Source organism: Roseiconus lacunae (assembly GCF_008312935.1).
Classification (GTDB): domain Bacteria; phylum Planctomycetota; class Planctomycetia; order Pirellulales; family Pirellulaceae; genus Stieleria; species Stieleria lacunae.
In genome coordinates, this window is record NZ_VSZO01000043.1 from 74,052 (window position 1) to 92,685 (window position 18,634).

Below are 18,634 nucleotides of genomic sequence, written 5' to 3' on the forward strand. Positions count from 1 at the left end.
CATCGACTTTGACCGGCAAACTTCAATTCGTAGCCTAGGTTTCTCTAGATCATTGGTGTTTCGCAACCCGTTGCGTCAACCATTCGCCGATTTATTGACACTCGAGTTGAAGCAAGTCAAATGGCTACCGTTCACGTCAAACGTAAACGCACCCTCGTCGATTCCGAAGTGCAAGGCAGCCTGATTCGTCGGGTCGCAATGCACTGGGTGGTGTTTTTTCTTTGTAATGCCTTTGCGCTCATGTGCTGGATTCGACTGTTCGAACAGCCTGACGCCGACTGGGGGCAGACGTTCGGTGACACCGTTCGGCGGTTCCTGCCATTTTTCATCATTACCGTCGCACTGATCCCCGCATTCGTCTGGGACACGCTCAAACTGAGCCATCGATTTGCCGGGCCCATCACCCGACTTCGCAACACGCTCAAAGACATGAAAGCAGGCCGTTCGGTGCCACCGCTGCGATTCCGTGAAAATGATTTTTGGCAGGAGATCGCGAGCAACTTTAACGACGTCATGGACCTTCGACGTGGACGAGGCGAACTCGATGCGGGATCGGATTCGAAGCCAACCGGGGAGAACAACGATGCCTAAGATGACATCGTTCCGCCGCCCACCGAAATGTCATGGGCGGTATCGCCGCAGACGTACTCGCCGTGGTGTGGCGGCGGTCGAATTCGCCGTCTGCTTGCCGATCCTGGTTTTGTTGGTCTTCGGTTCGATCGAGGCGTCCAGTTTTATCTTCTTGAAACAATCGCTCAGCGTCGCGTGCTATGAAGGCATCCGAGAGGCGGCGAAGGATGACGGGACCGAGGCCGATGCGAGAGCACGTGCACAGGCAATTCTTGACTCGCGCGGCGTCAATGACTACGCGATCGATTTTCCCAGTGGCGTCGAAGCACTCGGCCGAGGCGATCAAGTCGTTTGCCAAGTCACCGCACCGACCAATACCAACAGCCCGCTCGCCGGCCAGTGGATCACGAACCGAAACTTGACCGCCAGCGTCGTCATGCTCCGAGAATAAACACGATGCACAACACATTCACTACAAGTCCAAAGCATCGCCAGCATTTGCGTCCTCGGCAAAACACGAAGCAGAACCCCCGGCAGCGCCGCGGTGCGATGCTTGTCTTGATCCTGTTCATGATGGTCGGGTTTATCGCCGCCGTCGCATTCTCGGTCGACATTGCCCACATGCATCTGTCCAGAACCGAATTGCGTTCGGCCACCGATGCCGCAGCGCAAGCGGCATCACAGGAACTATCCGATACGTTTGACCGAGCCGCCGCGATTCGCAAAGGACAAGAAATCGCCGCTTTGAATCTCGTCAATGGCGACCCGCTGTTACTCGACGGCGCCGACTTCCAATTCGGGCGTAGTGACGAAAATGCCGACGGACGTTTCGTCTTTTCCGAAGGGACGACGCCTTTGAATACGGTTCGTGTGACAGGCCGTCGAACCAGCGGTTCGCCATCCGGACCGATTCCATTGTTCTTCGGCAACGTCATGGGATTCAGTTCGTTCGAGCCTCAGTCGGTCGCGGCGGCGACCTACATCGAACGCGATGTGGTCCTGGTCGTCGATCGCAGTGGTTCGATGAGCGGACGAAAGTTCTCCGACCTGCAAGCCGCGATCGGGGTATTTATCGCGACGCTACAAACGACGCCGGTTGACGAAGAAGTTGGCTTGGCATCCTATGCCGCCACTGCTACCGAAGACGTCCAACTGACGAATAATCTGTTCGATATCCAATCGGGGCTGGCCAGCCTACGTCCGAGTGGATTGACCAGCATTAGCCGAGGTATGGAAGCAGGGAGTTCCATCATGAGCCGAAGCCGATCGAGTGATTTCGTGGAACGAACGTTGATCGTGATGACCGACGGATTGCACAACCGAGGTCCCGAACCACGCGGAGTTGCGACGCGGTTGGCTGCCGATGATGTCCGAATTCACACGATTACTTTTGGCAACGGTGCCGATCAAGCCAGAATGCGCGAGATCGCAACGATCGGCGGGGGGAAGCATTTTCATGCACTGAGCGCCGCAGAGTTAACGGAGGCTTACCGTGAAATTGCGTTGACACTGGGAACCGTGGTGACAGAGTAACAGAACCCTGCGCCGAACGCGCTGGGGCCCCCTTTGTCCCACAACACACTCAACAGCCAGGGCCCTCGGACAGCGCCGTCGGCTCACCAATGGCGTCCATCGGTTTTCGGAAATCGTACAAGACCTACCAGCGAAAACCATCGCGCGAAGCCTGCAACGAAACGACCATGATGAAACGAAACGCACCCCTGAATCGAAGAAGAAACCACCGCCGAGGCACGGCGATGGTCGAATTCGCAATCGTCGCCCCTGTTTTGTTCTTCTTCTTTTTCGCCGCCTTCGAGTTTTGTCGCGTCGCTATGATTCGGCATACCGTCGACAACGCCGTCTATGAAGGGTGTCGGGACGCGATTATCCCCGGAGCGACCGCGAATATGGCGCGGACGCGCGCCGAGGCGATTCTCGGAACGCTGGGACTGAATGGTTACGATGTCACCGTTACTCCGGCAGTGATCGACAACACAACTCCCGAAGTGACCGTCGAAGTGGATGTTCGCTTAGATGCAAATACCTTCGTCCCTCCGCAGTTCACCGGTGGGCGTCGCATCACTCGGGTATTGACGATGCAACGCGAGACGGTGAACTAAGCGATTGCTAGCTTCAGTTAGCATGATTCTTTGGCATGCCGCTCTGAACGCCTTGCCTGGGCGGATTCGGTTTGATCGACCTGGCGCAAACAGCCATACTGGCCGTTTCGCTTGATTGATCTTCGACAACCCAATCCATTGCCCGGGAACCGATGCTTCGACGGAAACAGGAATCGGATCGGCAGCCCACTTGCCATGGGAACCGTCTTACCAGCCCGCTGTTGCCCCATTTGGCGATGGCTTTCTTGCTAGTGCTAGGTGCCCCGGTCAAAGGACAAGATTCGTCCTCGGCCTCGGACGCAAAAATCATTGAACGGTTCACTGAGGTCCTGATTCGGCAACCTCGTTTGGGCGTTGCCTTTGATCGTGTTTACGCTCATCACGCCGATCAAGGAACCATCGAACAGTGGATTAAGTCACTCGTTGACGGTGACGATGAATCGGGCGCGGCGGCGATGCTGCACGGAATGATTCAACAACGGCGTCATGATTTAACCGCGGCTCGCGATGCCTTTGCCAAGGCGGCCAAGCTACGGCCCGGCGATCCTCTGGTCTGCGAGTACTACGCCGGAGTGCTTGAAGCGACTGGCGAAGTCGACGCGGCGATCAAGCAATTGCAGGAAGCACTCAGCCGAAATCCCTCACGTCTTGACGCGGTCCAAGTATCGATGGGGTTGGCGAAACTTCAGTTCAAAGTTGGCAACGCTGATCAAGCTGACGCAACGATCGATGAGTTGCTTTCCAAATTCAATCGAAGTCAGGCGGTGCTCGAAAAAGTCGCTTCACTGTTGGACGAAGTGGGGCAACCCGAGCGGGCGATCGCCGTCTATCAGCAGATGATCGAACAGACCGCGAATGATGAAAAGCGGGTGCAGTATCAACTTCATGTCGCGCAGCTTCACGAGCAGATTGGCGAGACAACGAATGCAAAAGAACTTTTGAAAACGCTTCTCGTTAAATTGCGTCCTGGCAGTTGGCTCTATCGCGACGCCAGCGAAAGTTTGGAGAGGCTTTACTTTGCGAACGACCAAGTCGATGAGTTGGTCGAATACTATACGAGCCGATTGCTGAAACGACCTGACGATTTGCCACTCGCGATTCGACTCGGGCAAATTAAGTGGCAGATCGGAGAGTTGCAAGAAGCGGAAGATCTGTTTCGTCAAGTTCTTCAGCGATCTCCTCAATCACTCGATGCGGGCATGGAACTCGTCGAGTTGCTTGTCAGTTCCGGTCGCCATTCCGATGCGATCATCGAGCTTCAGCGGCATGTTGACGAGAAACCATCGAACATTGATTTAGCATTACGGCTCGGGGACCTTCATTTACAAACTCAAGCGGAAGACAAGGTTGAATCAGCCGCGGCGGTATTCAATCGGGCGGCAAAGGTTCATGCCGACAACCCGGTGCATTTGGTGACGATCGCCGGGAAGATGAAACATCTCGATCGGCAGGAGCGTGCGATCGAATTGTATCGCCAAGCGATCGAACTTGACCCAGAGTCAGCGCAATACCGCGAGTACCTTGGCGAGTATCTTCATCGGCTTGATCGTAAAGACGAGGCTGTCCAAACGTGGTGGACGATTGCCGAAGGTTCCCGTCGCTCTCGTGAATCTCTCATTCGAGTTGCAGAGGTCTTCCGAACATTCGAATATCGTGATGACTGTTTACAGGCCTGGGAGGAGGCGAAAGGCATCGGTCTGGAAACGGATCAACACCTGCGCTATTGCCAAGCCTTGATCGGGTTCAATTCGACTGACAAGGCTCTCGATGAACTCGACACACTCGAAAAAACGGCCACCGAAGCTTCTCATCAAGACCAAGTGATGCGTTTGTGGATTCAAGTCCAAGTCCAAACGAGACGCCTAGACGCGGCGATCGTCGAACTCATCAGACAACCTAAGACGGTCAAGACAACTCACCAGTTGGCGCTTTTGTATCATGAAAGCAACCAACCTGAATTCGCACTCGAGAACATTAGGATGGCGCTTTCACTCGCCCCCGAGAATCTGTTCCTTCTACGCGATTCGGCAGCAATCTACGAGGCAGCGCAACAGACCGCACAGACGATCAAGACTCTCGAAAAGCTAGTCCGGTTGGATGCTTCCCGGTCGAGCAGCTATTTGCGAAAGCTAGTTCTCATGCACCGATCCGGAAACCAGTGGGACGCTGCGATTGATGCCGCCGAACAGTTAGTCCGTCAGAACCCATCTTCTTTAGATGGCTATCACTTGTTGGCCGATGTCCAGCGTGGGGCCGATTTACACGACGATAGTGAAGCGACCGTACGGCGTTCGCTGGCGGTGGCTCCAAACTCGATTACCTCACTGCGTTTGCTCGCCGACCGTCTGGGCGAAAAGTACGACACCCGGGAAGCGATCGAGTTGCTCTGGAAAGCGATCGAATTAGAAGCATCGCTACAGAGCCGAATCGAAATGGTGCAGCAATTGGTGCCACTTTATGAACGACGCGATGAGCTAGACGAACTAATGCGACGACTTCAGTTGATTCGTCGAGGCAAGTCCACGGATTACCCGATCTTGGTCGCATCGGTTTGGAGGTTCGCAGATCAAAGCGATCGCGGGAAAACGATCTTAATGCAGGCGGTTGAAAACCAACCGAATCATTCCGAGCTACTTCGCACTATCGTCGATCTTTGCATTGAAACCGAAGATTTCGCTTTAGCAGTGGAGTACTACACCCGTTACGTTCGCCAGCATGACACCCCGGAGAATCAAATTCGCTTGATCCAACTAAAGGCTCAAGCTGGAATGATGACGGAACTCGAAGCGGCGATAGCGCAACTGGACCTGAATTTGGCCCCGAGTCAGGTCGGACTAGTCTTGAAAGACGCATTGCGAAAGGACCGGGCGTTTGCCATTGACGTCTGTAAAAAAATTCTGGAGCAATCGCCCGAAGACTGGGCCGTGAAAACATGTTTAATGCAACTTTCACTGCCTCGCGATCAAACCGCAGGCGAGTCGGATTTCGACCGGGTGCTCACACTCGCGACTGAAATCGAAGGTTTATCGCTCGCACCGCATGTGGCCGCTTCCCCACTTGCACAACGCAGCGGACCACAAGCGTCTTCCGGGGCGAACTGGCCGAAACAGCGGTGGTTGGATTGGCTGGCAGCCAGCAATCGTCAATTATTTCGACGGGCGGGTGGTTCAACCAACTCTCGTTCCTCCGTTCGCTACACCATTCGAAGTTGGTCGAGTAATGCGGTGTTGGTACCGAAATGGTCTTCCAACCAAGCTGTCAAATCGATCAACCAGCCGATCGCATCAGTCGTCTTGCCGCAAAACTTTTTTGAGGCAGTTTGGATCGGCCGGCTCATGCGTGTCATGGTGGCACTCGAACGACGCCGGCTGCAAAAATCGGATTGGTCGAATGCAGAGTTGATGGCACGAGAATTTCCCGCCGACTTTGACAGGATGAATGTGGATCAGCTCCGTGATCATGCGCAGTTGTATGATTTCGCCCAGGTGCTGACGTCGTCGGAATTCGATGTTCCTGAAACACTTACCTGGCGACTGGCAGAACTTGATCCGACCGGAGACCAGTCCAATTTGGTGCGGTGGCTGAACAAGCGAGCGGAGGAAAGAACGAGCAGGAGAAAGCTCGATCCACTCACCGGCGAGCAGCTTGACTTGTTGCTGCATCTTTGCCGGGTTCGACATGTAGCCAATTTGGAGCAAGTGACCGCAATCGCATCGGTTTATGGTGATATGTTGTTGCGGCAGAGGATTATCGCGGAGATGCGTTTGGCCGGCCGCGAAAATCCTTTCCTCACCGATGATGACGAACGCGCGGTAGAAAGTAAGGAAATTGCGATCGAGCAAAAAATCCTTCTACTCGTCTCGGAATTTCAGCTTGCCGTCGAAGAAGGCAACACGGCGTCGGCCGAACGTCAGTTGGCGAAACTACTCGCCGCCCTTCGTTCGACTTCGGGATCGATTGTGCACGACCCGAACCCACTTTGGAAATGGATCACGTCGATTGAATCAGACGTTGAGTTTGATTTTATCGCTTCCCACCAACGTGAGATGTTGGATGTCATCTTGGCGATGGCTGCCCATCAGCGTCCGGAAAAAAACAAGACCATGTCGGTCTCTAAAACCCTGGGCGCTGAGCGATCGCAGATCGTTCTTGCTTCACGCCGGAGTGAGACGCAAAAACGAGTGTCGTACAGCATTTTTGAACTTCCGACGCCTTTGTCGAATCGTTTGATTGATGTGGAGACTTTACGCATGGTACTTGCGGTCACGCCGACCACTCGACAAACGAGTTTGCACCGCCAGGCCAGACTGTCTGAAGAGTTGATCGAGTACCTGAGTGAACCGGATGATGAGCTTTCCAATGACGAAGCGATGCTTCGCCGGGTCACGGCAGCCTATGTGCTTTGGTGGATGGACCGACCCGATCGTGCCTACGCCCAGTTTCAACAGATAGCAGAGGACTATCGTGACGACTTTGATTTGCAGATCGCCGTCGCGAGGTTGGCCGTCGTCAACCAGAACATTGAGTTGGGCTTTCGAATCCTTGATGCCGCACCGGTCTCACGAAGTGTCAATGAAATCGTTCGAGACTACGCTCGCGTGGTTTTGGCTAGCACCGCCGAGGATAAAACTGCCCTCGAACTTGCCGCGACTGAGTTACTGCAAGGCACTTATGACATCCCGACCCTGCGAATTCTTGCAAACCGTATTAAGCCGTATCGCAGTTCGAACCAAGTTGTCGCACAGGTGTATCGTGCTTTATCGGCAAAGACAAAATCGCAGGGGGCAGCTCGAATATCGAGCGGACGCGTTCAACTGGGCGAAGAATCAGAGATCGCAGTGGCCCGGACTCACCTCAAGGCAGGTGATCTGATGACGGCCGCCGAGGTCGCTTATTCGGTGATCAAGAACCATCCCGCCTACCAAACGGCGGACAATAACCCGGCTTTCATTGATGCGGTCGAGATCCTTCAACAAACCGGAAAGACCGAACCGCTTCTTACCGCGCTGAAAGCGAAGCATGCACGGCAGTCTGATGTGAATTCGGTTCGCAGCTTGACCAACCTGTTGCTGCTGACAGACCACGTCGAAGAAGCCGAACGCTACTGGCGAGAGTTCTTAAAAAGTCAGGATTGGCCGACAACTCAAGTGATCGACTTTGCCCTCAAGCAGCTTCAACATGAGCATCCCCGACAAGCCGCGATTTTATTCCGAATCGCTTTCGAGCAAGAGCCAAGTTTTTGGAACAGACACTGGTATCAATTCTCTGATGCGGTGCGATCGGGAGAGCTTCCCGGCTATCTTTCAGCCGTGGTCAAGGACGTTCCTCTAGAGTCACTTCAGTCCGACACGTTGTTGGGATTGTTGAGAATCAGCGATTCAATATCGAGCGAACAGCAAGAATCGTTCGCCGATCGATTGATCGATTTGTTGACTGAAAGGGAAGTGCCCGTACCGACAATTTTAGCGTCGGTTTCAAGTCAGACTCGAAATCGTATCGATGAGTTTAAAGGGCTGGTGTTGAATTCAATCTCAGCGCCAGAGTCCTTTCAAAAAGACGCCGAGATCTGGGCGATGGTTGGCTGGGATTCTACCGGAAAGGTGATTGGGATACTCGCAAACGCTCTCGAGTTGATGTGTGCCGACGAGAAGGCGAGTCAGAGGTTCGTCCGCGTTGCCGAGCAAGCGATCGCTGGCGATGACGAATCAAAAGTTGCGATCGCTCAATTACTTCTCGATTTACATCGGTTATCAAAACATGCATCTAAGCCATCGACCGATCCGAAGGTGATTGAGTCGTTGGCAAAAACGTTTCCGGTTCAAGTTAAATCGATCGAAGCGGGAGCACAGTCGCCATATCCGCCTTCACTGATTTGGCAAGCGGCACAATACGTCGACGATTCGTTGGGGGACACTCAACAAGATCATGATATCCGTGTGGGGATGTACCAAATGGCGGTTCGGTCTGCCCCACCGTTCCGTATGCATTCGTCGGTCGTTCGAGTTCCGTCTGATCTTTTGCTCCACGCCTATCACCGATCGGGACGAACCCGTCTTGCCGTCGACGGTTGGCTGGCGCGACTGAACGAAAGTATCGTTTCGGCAACCGTTGGAACCGCCGAAGATCGACAACTTCGACTGGTCGGCCATGTTTCAGAGCAACTCGTCAACATCGGGAATCCAGTCGAAGCGGCGATCCTGAATGCCGAATCGCTGCAAAAGAAGCTACTGTTTAATCTTGCCAGTCGACATAGCCCCTTGACCGATCATCGGCAGATTCTCGAGACCCAGCTGCGACGGTCGGTCGAATCGATCACGACGGATCACGCCGTTGTATTTTTAAGTGATCTAGCAGAGGAGCTTCGTAGCGGTGCGGAACAGTCGCTGCGATTAAATTCGGTCGCGCTGCAAATCAGTTTGGACCGGCGCTCCGATGGGATTTTCGAACACGTCTGTCGACTTGCCTATCAACGCGACGATGGTAGCCAAGTGATGGATGAACTACATCGTGTTTTAGCAAAGCGATCACAGTCCCAGACGTCGGCATTTTTACTTCGCGAGTTGCAACTCAACGCTGCCGAATTGGTTTTGGCCTGTTGGGTTGATCGTGATTCTCTTGCCATCCGGCTCGATCAATTACTCTCGACGCTTCCGTCAGCGGAACACCTCAGTTCAAGTCGAAGGACTTTCGAAGGGTATCAAACCCTGTATCAGACGGCAGCCGCAATTCGGCGAGCGAAGTGCCCCAATTGCGAGGCTTCCCTTGAGCGGTTGCTAACTTTTCTACGAACGATTGTCACAGCGCGTGGCCGTGATGAGGAAGCGACCAATGTCTTATGGCTCAGTCGGACTTCCGAGTCGCTGACTGCGCTACTCGAAATCTACGACGAGCAGGCCTCCGAGGACGAGGCGACTGCGCGGTTGATGCAGCAATTCGACATCGCTGAACTAGCGGCACAATGTGGTCGCTGGGATGTTGTCGCCAAGGCGATCAAGATGACATTGGGTGGGGGCATTGATCTAAATGCTAAAATCCGACGGAATATGACCAAGGTCAACGTAAGGGATGTCCACGGCGGCCAAGCAGACGTCAGTTCAACCGTCGGCCTGGAAGATGAGATTACACACCGATTAATTTCCATCTTTGAACACATTCAAGATGCGGACGGCCGGCCGCTCACCAATCCCGACTGTCGATTGAGCATCGAATCGACCGAAGAATCCGTGGTAAAAGAGCTCTATGATGCGATCGGTCAAGCGATCATCCCAAGTGATCTGGTTATCAATCTATTCCCTTACGCGATGGTTCAACGAGTCGATAAGAGTGATGGAAGTCGTCTTAATACCCATTCGTTGGCTTTCGCATGGTTCAATTTGAGCGAACGGTTGGGCCTCGTTAAAGAAATTGAATCCCAGCTTCTGTCACTGAGTCGGTCAACTCGCTCCCATCAAGTGCAGTCGCTCAAGGTTGGCCAAGCAATCGTTTGCGGCGATTCACGACAACTGCTGATGAGTATTACGTCCCTCAATCATGCCTTACAGCGGCAGCGCTACAAGGTGCATGACGTAGAGGCATGCCTGTGTGTTTTAATCGCCGCGATCGAGACAGAAAACGCAAACGACGTCACGCGCGTGCGAGCTTTAGCGGCACTACAACGGCTTTACAAGGCTTCCGATGCTATCGGGCAGAGGGATCAACGCATCAAGGAATTAATGGATGCGGTTAAACAAAAATTCGGCGATTCATGGTAGGCCGTTCAGCATTCATGCCCATGGAAAAAAGCGGTGCAGCCTTCATCGTCATAATGGGTTGTTGAGTCGAGTAAATAGGTGGTGGTCCGTGTTTGCTTTCTTTGCCAGCGTGCCAAATGATATTGCCGCTGACTATCGGGATGCTGTCATTTCGGTGGTGCCCTCTCCCTCAGGTGTCGCCGGTTTGGCGAGCTTGATTGTCCTGGGAGTGGTCCGCGGGAGTAGGCGAACTCGGCGGTGAGTAACGTGACCTTGCTCTTGTTACTAGTGATCCGTCTAGATCAACTGTTCAGGTTCGGCTCATAAGCCGACGTGCGTTAGCCCCGGCCGTTGCACTGGAACCGTGGCTAACACCATGCGGCTGATCCTGAAATCAAGGGTTAATGAAACACTGACCTGATGCCACATCCTCCCTAGACTCTTCTGCAACTACACAGAAGCAACTGCGTAGAAATCACCGTCGTGCGTTGTCGCACCGGCGATTTGGCAAACTTTTGCAGAGAACTTCACGGCCTTTTCCAGGGTCTCGGGGCGAAACTCGTTGGTAGCCATTCCAGCTAACACGACGGCCATGAATGCATCCCCGGCGCCGACGGAATCGACAAGCGATTGATCGTCCATCTTTTCGGCGTCCTGTTTTGCATGATCTCCATTTTGATTGACCCAGTAAGCACCCGACGCACCATCAGTGACCCACAACTCGCGGACAGTTGAGTTTTCAAAGAGCGTTTTCGCGACGTTTAAAATTTGTTCGTGTGAGCGACAGGTTTGTCCGGTAATCAGACTCAGTTCATCGCAATTGCATTTCAACACCGTTGCGCCATCGATGAGTTGCTTCACGATTTCGGTGGTGTAGTTGCCTTCGCGGAGGTTGATGTCGACAACGATTTCGGCAGCAAACTGTTTGCGGAGTTGCAACACCGTATCGAAGGAAACCGGCGAGCGGCAGCACAGTGATCCGTGATACAGGATCGCATCGTCAGCATTAGGAAAACTTTCGACAAACGCTTCCGGAAAACGGATGTAGTCGTAAGCTTGTTCACGGGGCAGATCATACTCAGGACCGTTGCCGCGATCATGCACCAGGGCAACGCCGGTCGGACGATCGATATCCGTTTGAATGAGATCCGTCGTCATGCCCCATTGCTCGGCAGACTCCAGCACGCGTTTACCGTCTTCGTCGGCGCCCACCGCAGTGATCAAATACGGAAATTGCTCCAACCCACGAAGGTTCCACGCCACATTCATCGGGGCGCCTCCGATCACGCCCTGTCCATCACCGAGACGATCGATCAAGACTTCCCCGAACACGACCACGGGTTTGGGAGGTGGGGATTGTTGAAGCGGTGACGATTCCATTGTTGTCTTTTTAGATGAGGAAAATGGTTCGCTGACTGACCACCAATGTATCAGCTGATCAAGTGGTCATTGAGCGATTCCGGAAACCAGTGAATGCGGGCTCGTGAGCTACGGCCATCGACGCAGCTCTTGCCTAATTATCGGAGGTCCGATGTCAGCGCGTTCGGCTCAAGGTCGTTTCGAAAGCGCAAAGCAAAAGCGCTGACCGCAGGCCTTGCTCGTTGCCCGTTCGTTGCGACGCCATTCGCTCAGACGCTTTTGAGCCACAATAGGGCATAGGGATCAAGATGGATCGGTTGGCTGGTCGAAAATTCGGTGTCATCCAACAAGTTGACAAAGAACCTGCCGAGGCCGGCTGTCCGTAGGATGTTGCCATTGATTGACTGCTCTTCTTCAGAGAAGTTCCCAATGACAACCAAACGCGAGCCATCGCATTGTCGGATGTAGGAAAGCAGATGTGGGTTGTCGCAACCGATCAACTTCATCTCTTGCCCGGCGAGTGCACGGTTGGATTTGCGGATGGCGATCATCTTTTGCAGTGATCGATAGATCCGTCGCCGAACGGAATCGCGGGCTACATCTTCATCCAACTCTTCGAGATATTCCCAACGCATCTTTGGCCGGTGAATCCATCGAGAGTCACCAGCCTTGGCCGGATCTCGGACGAAATCGTAATCGTTTAACATGCCCCACTCTTCACCCATGTAAAGTAGCGGGATACCGCCGATGCTGAGAGTGATTCCGTGCAGGAGCATCATCCGGCGGATAGAAAGTTCTTTCCCCCACTCGTCCTCTTCCTCGATTGCTTTCTCGAGTCCGGCTAGCGATGCCATCGTTCCCGAAATCCGCATGTCTCCGGTTAATTCGTTTTCCTGAAACGGAACACCTCTTGCGAAGGAGCCATCGAACTGACCGGTGTAAAAGCGATTTAGGAATTGGCGATGATCATAAGCGTTGATCCCAATCGACCAAGCATCACCATCGTCGAATGTCCAGCCGATGTCGTCATGGCAACGAAGATAATTGACCCACGACGTTCCCACCGGCAGCGAAAAACGTCGCGCCAACGTTCGCGTCAACAAGCTGGTTCGACGAGTGGCTAACGACTCCCATAACAGCGCCATCAGCGTCGGGTTATACGAGATCTGGCACTCGCCAATGTCAATGTATTTGACCACTTCATCCGGGTGAACAATCGCCTCGGACTTGAAAACCAGTCCGGGCGCGGCGATTCGTGTCGCGTAGTTGAACGCCTGAATCAGCTCATGGGCTTCTGGCAGATTTTCACAATTGGTTCCCATTCGCTTCCAAACGAACGCGACGGCATCCAGACGCAAAATATCAACGCCTAAATTGGCGATGAACAACAGTTCGTCCAGCATCGACCGAAACACGGCAGGGTTGCCGTAGTTCAGGTCCCACTGGAAGCTATTGAAGGTCGTCCAAACCCAACGACGCGTGCCCTCATGCCAGGTGAAATTCCCACGCCGAACGGTCGGGAAAATTTCGCGAAGGTTACGTTCGTATTGCTCCGGGATATCCCGATCGGGAAACATGTAGTAGTACTCTTGGTACTCTCGCTGTCCCGCTTGGGCACGCATCGCCCACTCGTGATCATCGGCGGTATGGTTGAACACAAAATCGAGGACTAAGTTGATCCCCGCTTCGCGCAATTCATCCGCTAACAAACGCAGGTCTTCGACTGTCCCCAAACTTGGGTCGACGCTGCGGTAGTTACTAATCGCGTAACCGCCATCGTTATTGCCTGGTCGTACCGCGAATAGCGGCATCAAGTGCAGGTAGGTCAGTCCAAGTTCTTTGAAGTAGGCGACATGCTCACGCAGTTTGCACAGATTCTCACTGAACAAATCCACGTACAGTGCACCGCCGACGATTTGTTCCGACTGAAACCAATCGGGTTCGATCACGCGTCGGCGATCACTTTCACGAAGTTCCGCTGACCGGTCGGCGAACGAGCGGGCACAGGTTTCGAGGATCTGTTCACAGTGATAGAAGAAGTCGTAGCGAGTTCCGTACAGACTGATCAGCCTGCGAAACAACGGACGCCAAAACTCCTGCAGTCTTTCATCGAAGAGTTCCTGCAAACTGGAATCCGTCTGGGTCGCTTCCCAAACCTCATGCAAACGTGGACGAAGACGCTGAAGCGTTAAGTCGGCTTGAAACTCGATTTCATCTCGATAGCTAGGCGCGATCTCAGTAGCTTCAGTCAATCCGATCATTGGGAATGGTGATTTTGTCAAAGAAGTTGTAATACTCGATGCCTTCCAGGATCCCGCCAGCGTGTGAGCGCTCTGCGAAATAGATTCGTGGCCGATTCTTCAGGCGGTTTAGCTCGCGGCTATGGTTGGCGACGACAACACCAAGGGTTCCGCCGAGCAGCATGCCGGCATCGTTTCCAGAATCCCCCGCGACAAGAACGTTGCTTGGTGAGAACCCCCACTTCCACAAGACATGTCGCATCGATAGGCCGCTGCCGCCGCGAACAGGGATGATATCCAGGAACATCCCTAGCGACAGGACAACTCTAGCTCGCAAGCCGGCGCTGCGCAATCGCTTTTTCACTTCTGCGACGGTCACCTTTTTGGGATCCATGTCGTAGCTGATTTTGAAGTCGGATTGTCGATCGTCGGACTGTTTGGTCAATCCGTCTACCCCGTCTAAACAATCGCTAATCGCGTTGGGATGCCACGCAAAGCCAATCGATTTCTGCCAAGTCCGGTCGGCGATCAATGATTCACCGTAATGCAACTGCGTTCCGGCGTCGGTATCCATCAAATCTGGCTTCGGAAGCCCCAGGGATTCAATCATCTCCAGGGCGCTGTCAAGGCGACGCCCCGTCGCGATCCCGAACCCGATGTGTTCGTTGTCGTTGAGGAAATCAACGAAGTCGGCGAGCGCTTGGTCATCCCCGGTCAGGGTGTTATCCAGGTCGGTGATGATCAATCGATCGAATTCAGGAAGTCGTCTCGCCGGTCGATTGATCATTTTGTGTGACGTCGATCGGTCGACGACTTCGCGGATATCGCGAACATAGCGAGCGGCATGGTTTTTCCATGCATAGTGCTTGCGAGTTCCTTCGATCCCGTTGGCCGAATATCGGTCCCACACTTCCGGTTCGGTGAGCACACGCAGCAGCGATCGCTCGATATCATCCTCATCAAGCGGGTCGATCAGCAGGCCGTTTTCGCAATTGGCGATGATGTCTCGTGGGCCACCGTCATTGGTCGCGACGATCGGTAAGCCGGTCGCGCCGGCTTCCAGCAGAGTCAATCCAAACGGCTCGGTCAAAGCCGGATTGATAAATACGCCTCGTGACTGGGCGGCAAGTCGGTACAAATCAGGGACATCTGACGGGCGGTGCGACTTCGGATAAGCGACCTTCCCATACAGGTCGTACTTGTCGATCAGATGCAGGATATTGGTGATGACCGATTGTTGGCCTTTCGGAAGTTCTCTGAGATCATCTCTCGTCCCGAGCACCAGCACTAGGTTGGCCGCCTCTTGCAAGTAGTGACTTTCGCCATAGACCTTGACCAGCATCTCAAGGTTCTTGCGTTCATCCGGCCTGGCCATCGCCAGAATCATCGGCTTGTTTGGTTCTCGAAGGAATGCATCAAGCGCCCCAGCGATTTCTGGTGTGCCGTCCCTTGGCGGTGTCGGCGTAAAGGACGATAGGTCCACACCCGGAGGAATGACTTCCATACGTCCTGGGACGTAATGGTCGTAGAGCTGATACTGTTGCTCGACCTCTTGATGAGTACTCGTAACGACCATCGATGCCGTTTCAAGCGCGAACTCCTCGGCCTCGATCCGCTGACGAAACCGATAACGTTTCTCGAGCGTTTCGGCGGAGGACTTACCGTGTGCTAGCCGCTCGCGTTTGACTCGACCAAGCGAGTGACCGGTGAAAACGTACGGGACGTGTAACAATCGCGCCAGGTGAGCACCTGCCAGACCGGCATCGGCGTAATGTCCATGGATCACATCCGGGATGCCATTTCGCTTGAAATGGACCAGGGCCTGATCGATGAACATTTCGATGAATGGCCAGAGAGACTCCTTGCGCAAGTATCGCTTCGGACCGAAGGGGATGCGGACGATTTTTGCCCCTTCACATAACTCTTCTTCGAGTGCCGAATAATCCGAAGAAACTTTAGGATCGACGATCTGCCGGGTCAGCAACTCGACTTCGGCGACGTCATTTCGGTTGGCCAACTCGCGAGCCAATTCGACGACATATTTGATCTGTCCACCGGTGTCGGCGTCGCGACCAAGCTCAGGCTCGTGACCACGGACAAGTCCATGCAAACTGATTAGGCAGACTTTCAACGCTCGATTTTCTTGTTCCTGGACGGCCGGTTCGTCGGGGGACTCTTGGGGACTCGGCAAACTCTGTAGTGAATTGGATTCAGGCTCGATGACAAAGCTCATGAGTGTGCGAATGAATTGGGAACTGCAAAGCCGCTGACGGTCCACCCGTCGATACGGCTTTTCGACGCTTGGTTGTCTTGCAAATAATGCAATCGATATGCCAAAACGGCACTGCGGACAGACAGCGATCATTCGGCCCCCCTTATACTGCTCTACCGAAGGCAGAATGGTGAGGGGGCGACGTCATCTGGCACGATGATCGCAGCAACGCTTGCTCGAACCCTGTTCTCATATTCCCACGGCTTCTCAATCCCTGTGGTGGTCGGAAAACGACCAGGCCGCGCGGTGACCGCGCAGGCCCCGGGATTTGCTATCTAAAACCGAGACGGGGTATCTCGGCGGCAAAGTAACGAATAGGGTAGCGTACCATGGGTGTCTTCGAATCGATGGCCATCGTACGTCGAGCTACGTCTGTGACGACCCTTCGCCATTTTCGACAAGTGCGATCACGGAGCACTTCGATTGAGGCTCGACGGGTTCGTCGACCGTGTCAAGCTTCAACTGCTTTTGCTCATCAATGATGCATAACAGCTCAACTTGCTTGCGTTGGGCGACAAAATCTTCGAAGCCAAATTCATCGCTGAGTCGAGTTGTTTTCAGTTCCCAGCCGTCTTTGAATCGCCGTTCCAGTTCTTGGAATTTCAGGCCTTTGGCGAACAGTCCTCGGCCGGTCAAAGACTTATCGATGGTCCGCCCGGCTTTTTCATCGAAGGTCAATTGATACACGTTTGCACGTCCGAAAAGGCTCCGGCATTCGCGGACGGCGAAGGTGTTGACTTCGTTGTTTGACGTCATCGCCATCATTTGCCCAATACCACCAAGCGGCAACGCATCTCGGGCATGTTCGTTGGCGATGTTGACACAGTGGGCGTTCAAGCCAGCCATCTTTGCGAGCGAGACTTTCGCGAAATTGGTATCGACAATCACGACTGGCACATTCGCGTCTTTGAGTTCGAGAGCGAACTCCCGCACCCAAGGGTCGGCGCCGACGATCAAGACACCGCTAGAGTCTTTGTCGGCGAGTCCGAGCCAATTCGCCAACGGCGTCGCGCCTAGCCCATAGATCGCGACGGTACCGATGATGGTCATGAAGATGACGTTGGAAAGTTGGCTTGCGCTCGAAGCGAGTTCGGTAGAACCTTGCCGCTGGAGTTGCAATGCAAAGACGGTGCTGATCGCGGCCGCGACGATCCCGCGTGGGGCAAGTCCGGCGATGAAACACTGTTCTTTAAAGTTCAGCTTGCTACCGAGTAACGCGACGAACACCGATAGTGGGCGTACGGCGACAATCAGAATTAACGTGAATAGCGGTCCCCAGAGCCCTTGGTCAAGGATGCCGGCAAGTTCCATTCGTGATCCCAGTACGATGAACAAGCAGCCAATCAAGAGTGTGACCAAGTGCTCTTGAAGCTGAACGATGTGTTCGATGTCCATTGGGTGACGATTGGTCATCCACACTCCCATGACCGTCACGGTGATCAAACCAGACTCGTGAGCGACGTAGTCGCTGAGCCCAAATAGCAGCAGTGCGACGGCAAGGGCACCGACGCCATGGAGGTTGTCCGGCAAGAGGAATCGGCGAATCAACTCGGTCACAAAGAATCCGCCGATGATTCCTGCCACGATACCGACGATCGCGGTTTTGGCGAGCATATAGGCGATGTGTCCGGTGCCATTTCCTGCGTCTATTAACAACGCTTCGAAGACCAGCACCGACGTCACCGCACCGATAGGATCGATGACGATGCCTTCCCATTTCAGCGTGTTCGCCACACGGTTGCTCGGCCGCACTTGTTTAATCAAAGGCCCGATCACCGTCGGCCCCGTCACCATCAAGATTGCTCCGACAAGGAAACTCATTCGCCAATGAAATCCCAGGCAGTAGTGCGCCGTGATCGCGACGCCGATAACAGTGATCAAGGCGCCGACGGTACACAGGCGTAACGCCGGAACGCCCGATTCTTTCAGCTCGGAAAACTTAAGTGACAAACCGCCTTCGAACATGATGACGCCGACGGCAAGCGAGACGAGCGGAAAGAGTAGGTTTGGGCCGGCCATTTCCGCGTCACCGCCGGTCACCTCGGCAAGGACTTCATCGGGGCGAAACACCCCACCGAGTGCTAGCCCAAAGAGCAACAACAGCAAGATGCTGGGAAGCTTTAATTTCCAAGCGATCCACTGCGCGGTCACCGCGAGAATGGGAATGCAGACCAGGTAGACGAGGAAGTAATCCATAGACGAACGTCACGATGGTCAGGGCAGCGAGGGGGTAGATTTGTCGGTCCAGTGTAGGCCGCAGTTACCCCCTCGGTCGAGCAGTGCAACCGGTTCGAAGAAAAACGGTTGAAAGATCAGCACACGAAGGCGGTTTCGGGGACGTTA

General features: G+C 54.0%; 9 protein-coding genes. 5 read left to right on the forward strand and 4 right to left on the reverse strand.

Going from position 1 to position 18,634, the window contains the following annotated elements; all coding sequences use genetic code 11:
- Positions 1–120: 120 nt before the first annotated feature.
- The 5 genes from FYC48_RS22640 (at position 121) to FYC48_RS22660 (ending at position 10,441) form a co-directional block, all read left to right on the forward strand.
- Positions 121–591, forward strand: a complete 471-nt coding sequence (locus FYC48_RS22640) for a hypothetical protein (RefSeq protein WP_200836678.1) — start codon at positions 121–123, stop codon at positions 589–591.
- The gene (locus FYC48_RS22645; protein WP_235034378.1) at positions 584–1,021 is read left to right on the forward strand and encodes a TadE/TadG family type IV pilus assembly protein; all 438 of its coding nucleotides are present in this window, start codon (positions 584–586) and stop codon (positions 1,019–1,021) included. The genes FYC48_RS22640 and FYC48_RS22645 overlap by 8 nt, the downstream gene beginning before the upstream one ends.
- A 5-nt stretch (positions 1,022–1,026) precedes the next feature.
- Complete coding sequence (locus FYC48_RS22650; protein ID WP_230776028.1) at positions 1,027–2,103, forward strand: vWA domain-containing protein; 1,077 nt, start codon at positions 1,027–1,029, stop codon at positions 2,101–2,103.
- Positions 2,104–2,270: 167 nt separating this feature from the next.
- The gene (locus FYC48_RS22655) at positions 2,271–2,690 is read left to right on the forward strand and encodes a TadE/TadG family type IV pilus assembly protein (protein ID WP_149499067.1); all 420 of its coding nucleotides are present in this window, start codon (positions 2,271–2,273) and stop codon (positions 2,688–2,690) included.
- 152 nt (positions 2,691–2,842) lie between these two features.
- On the forward strand, positions 2,843–10,441 hold the full coding sequence (locus FYC48_RS22660; protein ID WP_149499068.1) for a tetratricopeptide repeat protein: 7,599 nt from the start codon (positions 2,843–2,845) through the stop codon (positions 10,439–10,441).
- Positions 10,442–10,870: 429 nt separating this feature from the next.
- Here FYC48_RS22660 and FYC48_RS22665 read toward each other — a convergent pair whose 3' ends face one another.
- From FYC48_RS22665 to FYC48_RS22680, 4 genes are all read right to left on the reverse strand, one after another.
- Complete coding sequence (locus FYC48_RS22665; RefSeq protein ID WP_149499069.1) at positions 10,871–11,800, reverse strand: PfkB family carbohydrate kinase; 930 nt, start codon at positions 11,798–11,800, stop codon at positions 10,871–10,873.
- Between the two features lie 248 nt (positions 11,801–12,048).
- Entirely contained in the window at positions 12,049–14,040 is a 1,992-nt protein-coding gene (locus FYC48_RS22670) for an alpha-amylase family glycosyl hydrolase (protein ID WP_149499070.1), read from the reverse strand.
- A complete protein-coding gene (locus FYC48_RS22675; protein WP_149499071.1) occupies positions 14,024–16,252 on the reverse strand; it encodes an HAD-IIB family hydrolase in 2,229 nt (742 codons plus the stop codon). Before FYC48_RS22675 ends, FYC48_RS22670 begins: the two co-directional genes overlap by 17 nt.
- A 405-nt stretch (positions 16,253–16,657) precedes the next feature.
- On the reverse strand, positions 16,658–18,487 hold the full coding sequence (locus tag FYC48_RS22680) for a cation:proton antiporter (RefSeq protein ID WP_149499072.1): 1,830 nt from the start codon (positions 18,485–18,487) through the stop codon (positions 16,658–16,660).
- Between the last annotated feature and the right edge of the window lie 147 nt (positions 18,488–18,634).

Excerpts from the sequence above, each read along its gene's own strand:
- FYC48_RS22640 (WP_200836678.1), top strand. The coding sequence starts at position 121 with ATGGCTACCGTTCACGTCAAACGTAAACGCACCCTCGTCGATTCCGAA.
- FYC48_RS22645 (WP_235034378.1), top strand. The coding sequence starts at position 584 with ATGCCTAAGATGACATCGTTCCGCCGCCCACCGAAATGTCATGGGCGG.
- FYC48_RS22650 (WP_230776028.1), top strand. The coding sequence starts at position 1,027 with ATGCACAACACATTCACTACAAGTCCAAAGCATCGCCAGCATTTGCGT.
- FYC48_RS22655 (WP_149499067.1), top strand. The coding sequence starts at position 2,271 with ATGATGAAACGAAACGCACCCCTGAATCGAAGAAGAAACCACCGCCGA.
- FYC48_RS22660 (WP_149499068.1), top strand. The coding sequence starts at position 2,843 with ATGCTTCGACGGAAACAGGAATCGGATCGGCAGCCCACTTGCCATGGG.
- FYC48_RS22665 (WP_149499069.1), bottom strand. The coding sequence starts at position 11,800 with ATGGAATCGTCACCGCTTCAACAATCCCCACCTCCCAAACCCGTGGTC.
- FYC48_RS22670 (WP_149499070.1), bottom strand. The coding sequence starts at position 14,040 with ATGATCGGATTGACTGAAGCTACTGAGATCGCGCCTAGCTATCGAGAT.
- FYC48_RS22675 (WP_149499071.1), bottom strand. The coding sequence starts at position 16,252 with ATGAGCTTTGTCATCGAGCCTGAATCCAATTCACTACAGAGTTTGCCG.
- FYC48_RS22680 (WP_149499072.1), bottom strand. The coding sequence starts at position 18,487 with ATGGATTACTTCCTCGTCTACCTGGTCTGCATTCCCATTCTCGCGGTG.